The sequence below is a fragment of the Phenylobacterium sp. genome, assembly GCF_030654915.1.
Lineage (GTDB): Bacteria > Pseudomonadota > Alphaproteobacteria > Caulobacterales > Caulobacteraceae > Phenylobacterium.
Genome location: NZ_JAURWM010000087.1, coordinates 1 through 8949, shown reverse-complemented (window position 1 = coordinate 8949; position 8949 = coordinate 1). Strand labels below are relative to the sequence as shown.

Here is an 8949-nt window from a genome sequence, read left to right as displayed (position 1 = left end):
TGATCCGGGCCGGCTACCGCATGCAGCGCGCCGCCCAGAACCTGACCGCGCCCAAGGACGTCGAGGCCCGCGACCTGCAAGTCGACGGAGCGGATGGCCCCATTGGCGGGCGGCTCTACACGCCCGCCGGTGCGCCGGCCGTGACGCCAGGCCTTGTCTATTTCCACGGTGGCGGCTTCGCCATCGGCGACCTCGAGAGCCACGACGGCCATTGCCGGCGTCTGGCCAGCTTCGCGGGAATCCGCGTTCTGGCGGTCGACTACCGGCTCGCGCCCGAGCATCCTTTCCCGGCCGGCCATGACGACGCCTTGGCCTCGGTGAAGTGGGTGTTCGACCATGCCGCCGAGATCGGTTTCGATCCGGCTCGCGTCGCCGTTGGCGGCTGCTCGGCTGGCGGCAACCTGGCGGCCTCGGTCTCCATTGATCTGAAGAACGATCCGAAGCGTAAGCTGGCCTTCCAACTGCTGCTCTATCCGGGCATCTGGCCCGACGAGGAGACCCAGTCACGCAAGGACCTGGACGGTCCGATCCTGACCAAGGCGGCCATCGCTTGGTTCGACAAGTGCCTGGCGGTTGGCGACCACCCGCAGGCCGCCCGCGCCAATATCGGCGCGAAGGCCGACGTCGCTGGAACGCCTCCGGCCCTGGTGGTCACCGCGGGCTATGACCCCCTGAAGGATGAGGGTCGCGACTACGCCGCGCGCCTGAACGCCGCTGGGGTGAAGGCGACCCATGTCGAGTATTCCGACCTGGTGCACGACTTCTACCTGATGGGCGACGTCTCGCCGGCGATCACGGCGGCCGCCAAGGAAACCGCCGCGGCCCTCAAGGCGGCGCTCGCCTAGGGAGCCTATTGATCCTCCCCCGTCGGGGGAGGTGGCGGCCAGGACCTCCTCAGCGGGGGAGCGTCTGCGCGCGGTTCAGCCCAGCAACACCGTCCGGATCGCGCCGGTCAGGCGGGCTAGTTCCTCGTTGGTCGTCACATAGGGCGGGGCGAGGTAGACGACCTTGCCCATCGGCCGGATCCAGCAGCCCTGCTCGACGAAGGCCATGCAGAGCGGGCCGGTCTCCACTGGGTGATCGAACTCCACCACGCCTATGGCGCCCAGGGTGCGGACATCGATGACGCCGGGCGCCGCGCGGCAGGGCTCCAGACCCTCGGTCAAGGCCTGGTTGATCCGCGCGACGTCGGCCTTCCAGGTCCCGGCTTCGAAGAGGTCGAGCGAGGCGTTGGCGGCCGCGCAGGCCAACGGATTGCCCATATAGGTCGGGCCATGCATCAGGGCCGCGCCGGCGTCGTCGGACCAGAACGCGTCGAAGACCGGCTTGCGCGCGATCGCCGCCGACAGCGGCAGCGTGCCGCCGGTCAGGGCCTTGGACAGCGTCACGATGTCGGGGATCACGCCTGAGCCGGTGCAGGCGAACAGGTCGCCGGTGCGCCCAAAGCCGACGAAGATCTCGTCGAAGATCAGCAGCACGCCGTGCTTGTCCGCCAGTCGCCGCAGGATGCGCAGCACCTCGTCGTTGTGGAACAGCATGCCGCCGGCGCCCTGGACCCTAGGCTCGACGATGATGGCGGCGATCTCGGCGCCCTTCTGGGCTAGGGCCGCGTCGAGCGCCGCCTCGGTGGCAGCATCCACCGGCAGGTCGACCACGTGCTGGGCCGGCATCACCCCGGCGAACAGGCTGTGCATGCCTTCCTCGGGGTCGCAGATGGTCATCGTGGCCAGGGTGTCGCCGTGATAGCCGCCGCGGAAGCTGAGGAAGCGGTTCTTGCCCGCCACGCCCTGGTTGATCCAGAACTGCAGGGCCATCTTCATGGCGATCTCGACCGAGACCGATCCGCTCTCGGCGAAGAACACATGATCAAGGTCGCCGGGCAGTAGGGCGGCCAGCCGCGTGGCCAGGCGATAGGCCGGCTCATGCGCCAGCCCGCCGAACATCACGTGCGGCGCGCGCGATAGTTGCTCGGTCACGGCCGCGGCGATGTGCGGGTGATTGTAGCCATGAACGGCGGTCCACCACGAGGCGATGCCGTCCACCAGTTCGCGGCCGTCCTCCAGGATGATCCGCGCGCCCTGCGTGCGGGCGACGGCCAAGGGGGGCGGAGCGGTCTTCATCTGGCAATAGGGCCGCCACACGTGGGCCGCGCCCGTGGTCATCCAGTCCGGCTGCTCGCTCATACGCACGCTCCCAACATCTCCCAGGCGGGAGGGAAGGCGGCTTTAACCCAGGGCCAACCTCGTGCATACCGCCCGGCCATGACCGACAGTCTGACCGCGTTCGCCCAAACCAAGCTCGCCGGCCTCGAGGCGCGTAGCCTCAAGCGCACCTTGGTCCCGACCCACCGGTTGGACGGCCTCTGGGTCGAGCGGAATGGGCGGCGGCTGCTGTCGTTCTCCTGCAACGACTATTTGAACCTCTCCCACCATCCCGCCGTGAAGGCCGCGGCCATCGCGGCCGTCGAGGCGCACGGCGTCGGGGCCGGCGCCTCGCGGCTGGTGACGGGCGACCATCCGATTTTCACCCAGCTTGAGGCGCGGCTGGCCGCCCTGAAGGGCGCGGAGGCGGCCTGCGTGTTCGGCTCCGGCTACCTGGCCAACTCCGGGATCATCCCGACGGTGGTGGGGCAGGGCGATCTGATCCTGATCGACGACCTGGCCCATGCCTGCATCTGGTCGGGCGCGCAGCTGTCTGGCGCCCGCGTCGTCGCCTTCCGCCACAACGACGTCGAGGACCTCGCCGGCAAGCTGACCGCCTATCGCGCCGAGGCTGGCCGCGCGCTGATCGCGACGGACGGCGTGTTCTCGATGGATGGCGACCTCGCCCCCCTGGACCAGATCAGCGCCCTCGCCCAGGCGCATGACGCCTGGCTGCTGGTCGACGACGCCCATGGCCTGGGCGTTGTGGGCGAGGGGCGTGGCGCGGCGGCGATGTTCCCCGGCGCCAAGGTCGATCTGGCCATGGGTACATTTTCGAAGGCGCTGGGGGGTTACGGCGCCTATGTCTGCGCGAGCCAACCAGTGATCGATCTGCTGAAGACCCGGTCGCGCACGCTGGTCTATACGACCGGCCTGCCGCCCGCGAACGCCGCCGCGGCCTTGGCGGCCCTAGATGTGATCGCCAGCGATCCTGAACTGGTCGCCGCGCCGCTGGCCAAGGCCCGCCGCTTCACCCGCGCCCTCAACCTGCCGGACGCCACCAGCGCGGTGGTGCCGATCCTGATGGGCGAGGCCGACCGCACCCTGGCCGCGGCGCGGGAACTGGAAGCCCAGGGCTTTCTCGCCGTGGCGATCCGGCCGCCGACGGTGCCGGAAGGGACCGCCCGATTGCGGCTGGCCTTCACGGCCGGCCATCCCGACACCGAGATCGACCGGCTGGCGGCGGCGGTGCGTCCGCTGGTGAACCCATGACCCAGACCTTGTTTATTTCCGGCGCCCACACCGATGTGGGCAAGACCTATGTGGCCTGCGCGATCCTGCGGGCCGCCGGCGCCAAGGGGCGCAGCGTCGAGGCGCTGAAGCCTGTGGTCAGCGGTTTCGATCCCCAGGACTGGAGCCAGAGCGATCCTGGCCGGCTGCTGGCCGCGCTCGGCCGACCGCTGACCCTGGAGGCCCTGGACGCGATCTCACCGCTGCGCTTCGATGCGGCGCTGTCTCCGCCGATGGCCGCGCGGTTGCAAGGCTATGACCTGCGTCTGACGCAACTCACCGACTTCTGCCGTGCGGGCCTAGCGGCCAGCACCGCCGACCTCACCCTGGTCGAAGGCGTGGGCGGGGTGATGTCGCCGATTTCCGAGGACGCGACGGGCCTGGACCTGATGCTGGCGCTCGGCCTGCCGACGGTGCTGGTCGGCGGCTCCTATCTAGGCGCGATCAGCCACACCCTGACGGCTGTCGAGACCCTGCGCGCGCGCGGCCTGACGATCCACGGCGTGGTGGTCAGTCAGAGCGCCGACCCCGACGCGCCCGATTTCGTGCAGACCGTGGAAAGCGTCGCCGCCTTCGCCGGAGGCCTGAAGGTGGTCGCCGCCGCGCGCGACGACCAGGCCTGGGCCGACCACGTCCTTTAGATCACGTTCAGCGCCTCCCACATGGCCATGGCCAGGCCAAAGCCGCGCATGTCGCCGGTTGTGGTCGGGGCCATCTTGTTCATGACGTAGGCGAAGCTGGTGCGGGCATCCATGTCGATGATCGCGATCGACCCGCCATAGCCGCCCCAGAAGATGGTGTTGGGGTTGGGCAGGGGTGTGACGCCGCCCGCCAGCCCGAAGCCCAGGCCGAAGCGGGCGGGCATGCCCAGGATCAGGTCCTGGCCCTCGACCTGTAGTTCCAGCGCCTTGCGGCAACCGGCCTCGGACAGGAAGCGTCGGCCCTTGGCGACGCCGCCATTGGCCAGGATGGCGTGGATCTCGGCTACCGACCGTGCATTTCCGGTCCCGCCGGCGGCCGGGATCTCGGCCCCGCGCCAGGCGCGCGTGCGGGTCTCGCCGACATCAATGCCGGGGTTGCTCGACATATTGGCCTGCAGTTCGGACTCGGCTCGGTCGGCGATGGCTGAGCCTGGCGGCGGCGGGATCAGGTCGGCGACGCGGCCGTCCTCGGACGCCGGCAGGCCGATATGGAAGTCGGCGCCCAGCGGCCCGGCGATCTCCTCGCGGAACACCGTGCCCAGGGACTTGCCGGTGATGCGTCGCACGACCTCGCCGACCAGATAGCCCTGGGTCAGGGCGTGATAGCCGGGCGCCGTGCCCGGCTCCCAATAGGGCGCCTGGGCGGCGAGCAGGCTGGTCGCCTTGTCCCAGTCGTAGAGGTCGTCCTTGGTGATCGGCTCCTTCCAGCCCGAGAGCCCGGCGCTGTGGCTCATCAGGTGGCTGACCTTGACGCTCTCTTTTCCAGCGGCGGCGAATTCGGGCCAGTAGCGCGCCACCGGCGCGTCGAAGTCGAGCTCGCCGCGGTCGGCGATCAGCAGGGCGGTCAGGGCGGTCATCGTCTTGGTCGTCGAGTAGACGTTGACGATGGTGTCCTGCTTCCAGGGCCGCGTCCCTGCCTCGTCGGCGAAGCCGCCCCAGATATCGACGACCGTCTCGCCTTTAACGGTGGCGCAGAAGGCCGCGCCGACGTCGGCGCCGCTGGCCAGATTGGCGTCGAACGCCTCGCGCACCGGCGAGAACTTGTCGTGTACGAACCCGCCCGCGGTGTCGCGCGCCATGGCGTCTGCTCCCTGTTTTCGTCTTCTGCGTCGAGCCTACGACGCGGGAGCTTGGACGCCTAGATGTCCGCTACGCCCTAGTTCTCCTCGCGGTCCCGTTGGCGCTGGGCGATGCTCAGCGCGATCATGCCGACCAGGGTGGAGACCACCGAACCCACGATCACGCCCATGCGGACCTCGGTCTGGGCCAGGGTGTCGTTCGGATCGAAGGCCAGGCCGCCGATGAACAGGCTCATGGTGAAGCCGACGCCGCAGAGCAGCGAGACGCCGTAGATCTCCAGCCATTTCGCGCCGGTCGGGCGCCGGGCGAGCTTGAGGCCGATGACCAGGGCCGCGACCCCGAACACGCCGATCTGCTTGCCGACGAACAGGCCGAGCGCGATGCCCAGCGGCACCGGGCTGAGCAGGGTCGAGAACGACAGGCCCTGGAACGAGAAGCCTGCCGCGGCGAAGGCGAACAGCGGCAGGATCAGGAAGGCGACATAGGGATGCAGGCTCTCCATGAAGTGCTTCAGCGGGCCTTCGTGCCCCGGCTTGCGCGGGTCGATGGGGATGGTCATGGCCGCCGCGACACCGGCCAGCGATGTGTTGGCCCCGCTCTTCAGGCAGAAGGCCCAGGCCAGGGCGAAGCAGGCTGCATAGAAGAGATAGGGCGCGGTCTTCCACTTCGACATCAGGGCCATCAGGCCGATGGCGGCGCCCGCGCCGGCCAGGGCGTAGAGATTGACGTCCGAGGTGAACAGGATGGCGATCAGGACCACCGCGCCGAGGTCGTCGGCGATGGCCAGGGTCAGTAGGAAGATCCGCAGGGACGACGGCAGTCGCGGCGCGGCCACGGCGAGGGCGGCGAGCGCGAAGGCGATGTCGGTGGCGGTCGGCGTCGGCCAACCCTGCGGCGAGCCGTTCGGCCCGGCGTTGATCAGCAGATAGACGAGGGCGGGCGCGGCCATGCCGCCGATCGCGGCCAGGACGGGCAAGGCCAGGCGCCTGGGGTTCGACAGTTCGCCCCGCAGGATCTCGTGTTTGATCTCGAGACCGACGACGAAGAAGAAGATCGCCATCAGCCCGTCCTTGATCCACTTGTAGACCGGCTTCACCTCATGGAAGGAGCCGATCTGGACGGGGATCTCGTGCTTGATGAAGGCGAAATAGTGCTCGGCCCAAGGTGAATTGGCCAGGATCATAGCCGCCAGCGCCGCGGTCGTCAGGATCAGGCCCGAAGCGCTTTCGGTCTTCAGGAAGTCGAGGGTAAGTCTGCGCGCCATGCTGTCGGTTAACATGGCTTTTGCCGCGTAACACAGCAATCGGGCGTTGTTGGCGGCGAAGTGATCGCGCCCGAGTGCTTGCCGCCGGACGGTGGGTGCGCCATCTGGAACCCATGCCCGTATCTTCCGCCTATCTCCCCGATCCGCGTGTCCAGGAACTGGGGGCCGAGTTCGCCGACCCGGTCGTCGCCGCGGACTTCCCGATGACCACGCTGCGGTTCCGCAACGAGCGGGCTGCGGCGAGCGTCGGGCTCGACACCCTGACCGACGCCGAGTGGATCGCGCATTTCGGACGGTTCGAGCCGTTGCCCGGCAACCTGCCCAGACCCTTGGCCCAGCGGTATCACGGCCACCAGTTCCGAGTTTACAACCCCGACCTTGGCGATGGTCGCGGCTTCACCTTCGCTCAGATGCGCGAGGCTGGAACCGGCCGGCTGCTCGAACTTGGGACCAAGGGATCGGGCCAGACGCCCTGGTCGCGGGCGGGCGACGGACGGCTGACGCTGAAGGGCGGCGTGCGCGAGGTGCTGGCCACGGCCATGCTGGAGGCGCTGGGCGTGCCGACCTCACGCACATTCTCGCTGATCGAAACCGGCGAAGAGCTTACGCGCGGCGACGAGCCCAGCCCGACAAGGTCGGCGGTGCTGGTGCGGCTCTCGCACAGCCATGTGCGGTTCGGCAGCTTTCAGCGTCACGCCTATTTCCAGAGCGCCGAGCGGATCGGACAACTCGTCGACCATGTGGTCGAGGTCTACTACCCCGAGCTCGCCGATGAGACCGATCGGGCGACCGCCCTGCTCGCCGCCGTCGTCGCTCGCGCCGCGCGGCTGACGGCCCGGTGGATGACGGCGGGCTTCGTGCATGGCGTGCTCAACACCGACAATATGAACATCACCGGCGAGAGCTTTGACTATGGGCCCTACCGGTTCCTGCCGCGCAACGATCCGAACTTCACCGCCGCCTATTTCGACACCTCGGGCCTCTATAGCTTCGGCCGTCAGCCTGAGACCGTGTTCTGGAACCTGCAGCAATTGGCCGGGACCTTGACCCTGGTCGCCCCCCAGGAGGGGCTGGTCGAGGTCCTGAACCGCTTCGGCCCGGCCTACCGCGCCGAACTGGCGGCGGCGATGCTGGCGAGGCTTGGACTCAAGAGCCAGTCGGAAGAAGCTGATGTGGCGCTGGCCAATGCGGCGTTCCGCGGCATCTCCGAGGGTGGGGATCGGCTGCGCTGGGAGCCGTTCTTCTTCGACTGGTTCACTGGTGACGAGGCCCGCGCCCTGGGGAGCCTGCGGGGCGATATCTATGCGGGCGAGGCGTTCGCCGGCTTCCGCGATCTGCTGAAGACCTTCGAGCGTGATCGGCCCGAACGGCTCGGCGCCGCATACTTCACCGCCGCCGAACCGCAGGAGCTGCTCTACGATGAGATCGAGGCGATCTGGGCCGACATCGCCGAGCGCGACGACTGGAGCTCCCTGCACGCCAAACTCGCGGCGATCGAGGCGGCGAGAGCTGCCTATGGCCTAGGCTGAGGCAGGCTTGCGCGAGGCCGCCTGCGCCAGGACCACGCCGCCGAGCGCGATGGCCGCGCCCAGCGCCTGGATTGGGCCGAGGGCTTCGGCGAACAGCAGCCAGCCGAGAATGGCGGCGACCACCGGCTGGACAAGCACCACGACCGAGGCGGTGGCGGCCGGCAGCCGGCCGAGCGCCCAGGCGATCGAGCCTTGGCCGGCAACGTGCATGACGCCGAGCGCCAGGACCGCGGCCCAGCCGCCGGCGGTGATGGGGAAGATGTCCTCGCCGAGAACCAGGGCGGCGGCGAGCAACAGCGGCGCGCTGGTCACGCCTGACCAGAACATGACCCGCGTGGCGCCGACGCTGCGCCGGGCTGCGCTGATGGCCAGGAAGTAGAGCGCGTACCAGACCGCCGTGGTCAGGGCGAGCGCGTCGCCCAGCGGCGGGTTGGCGCCGGCCGCGTGTTCGCCGCGGCCGACCGCCATCATCCAGGCACCGGCGACCGCCAGGCCCACGGCGGCGACGAACAGCTTGGCCGGGCGCTGCTTTAGGAAGATCCAAGCGACCGCGGTGACCACCACGGGGGTCAGGTTGGTCAGCACCGTGGCGTTGGCGACAGAGGTGAAGTGGATGCTGTAGTGCCAAAAGCCGAGGTCGCAGGCGAAGGCCGCTCCAGCCCACAGCGCGAACTTGGAGGGCCGGCCCACGCCGCCATCGGTCCGCAGCGCGATCAGTGCGAGCAAGGGCATGGCGAAGGTGACGCGCCAGAACCCGATCGCCGCCGGACCGGCGTCGGCCAGCCGCACCAGGATCGGCGCCAGGCCGATGATCGCCGCGCCAGCGACCAGCACGGCCAGGGCCTTGGCGTGGCTGGTGTCGCGAACGGCCGTCAGCTCAGTCAAAGCCCATCTCCCGTCGCAGGTCGCTCGGCGTCACGCCCCGCGCCCGCAGGTCTCGCAAG

8 protein-coding genes are annotated in these 8949 nt (G+C 69.2%); 4 read left to right on the top strand and 4 right to left on the bottom strand.

The genetic code is table 11. The features are described from left to right. A partial coding sequence (locus Q7T84_RS04240; RefSeq protein WP_304806454.1) for an alpha/beta hydrolase occupies positions 1 to 845 on the top strand: 845 nt, incomplete at its 5' end. A 75-nt stretch (positions 846 to 920) separates the two neighbouring features. On the opposite strand, the gene Q7T84_RS04235 is transcribed toward Q7T84_RS04240, so the two are convergent. Beyond that, on the bottom strand, positions 921 to 2183 hold the full coding sequence (locus tag Q7T84_RS04235) for an adenosylmethionine--8-amino-7-oxononanoate transaminase (protein ID WP_304806453.1): 1263 nt from the start codon (positions 2181 to 2183) through the stop codon (positions 921 to 923). A 78-nt stretch (positions 2184 to 2261) separates the two neighbouring features. On the opposite strand from Q7T84_RS04235, the gene bioF reads away from it, so the two are divergent. Both bioF and bioD read left to right on the top strand, forming a co-directional pair. Beyond that, entirely contained in the window at positions 2262 to 3413 is a 1152-nt protein-coding gene (gene bioF, locus Q7T84_RS04230) for an 8-amino-7-oxononanoate synthase (RefSeq protein ID WP_304806452.1), read from the top strand. Further along, entirely contained in the window at positions 3410 to 4072 is a 663-nt protein-coding gene (bioD, locus tag Q7T84_RS04225; RefSeq protein WP_304806451.1) for a dethiobiotin synthase, read from the top strand. Before bioF ends, bioD begins: the two co-directional genes overlap by 4 nt. Here bioD and Q7T84_RS04220 read toward each other — a convergent pair. Together Q7T84_RS04220 and nhaA are read right to left on the bottom strand one after the other, a co-directional pair. Beyond that, positions 4069 to 5211 (bottom strand): serine hydrolase domain-containing protein, encoded by a 1143-nt coding sequence (locus Q7T84_RS04220; RefSeq protein ID WP_304806450.1) that lies wholly within the window; start codon positions 5209 to 5211, stop codon positions 4069 to 4071. The two genes, bioD and Q7T84_RS04220, sit on opposite strands and share 4 nt — an antisense overlap. 77 nt (positions 5212 to 5288) lie before the next feature. Then, a complete protein-coding gene (gene nhaA, locus Q7T84_RS04215) occupies positions 5289 to 6476 on the bottom strand; it encodes a Na+/H+ antiporter NhaA (protein ID WP_304806449.1) in 1188 nt (395 codons plus the stop codon). A gap of 113 nt (positions 6477 to 6589) precedes the next feature. On the opposite strand from nhaA, the gene Q7T84_RS04210 reads away from it, so the two are divergent. Continuing rightward, positions 6590 to 8005 (top strand): protein adenylyltransferase SelO, encoded by a 1416-nt coding sequence (locus Q7T84_RS04210; protein WP_304806448.1) that lies wholly within the window; start codon positions 6590 to 6592, stop codon positions 8003 to 8005. Here the strand turns inward: Q7T84_RS04210 and Q7T84_RS04205 are convergent. Next, entirely contained in the window at positions 7997 to 8890 is an 894-nt protein-coding gene (locus Q7T84_RS04205; RefSeq protein ID WP_304806447.1) for a DMT family transporter, read from the bottom strand. The genes Q7T84_RS04210 and Q7T84_RS04205 overlap by 9 nt on opposite strands. Positions 8891 to 8949 lie beyond the last annotated feature (59 nt).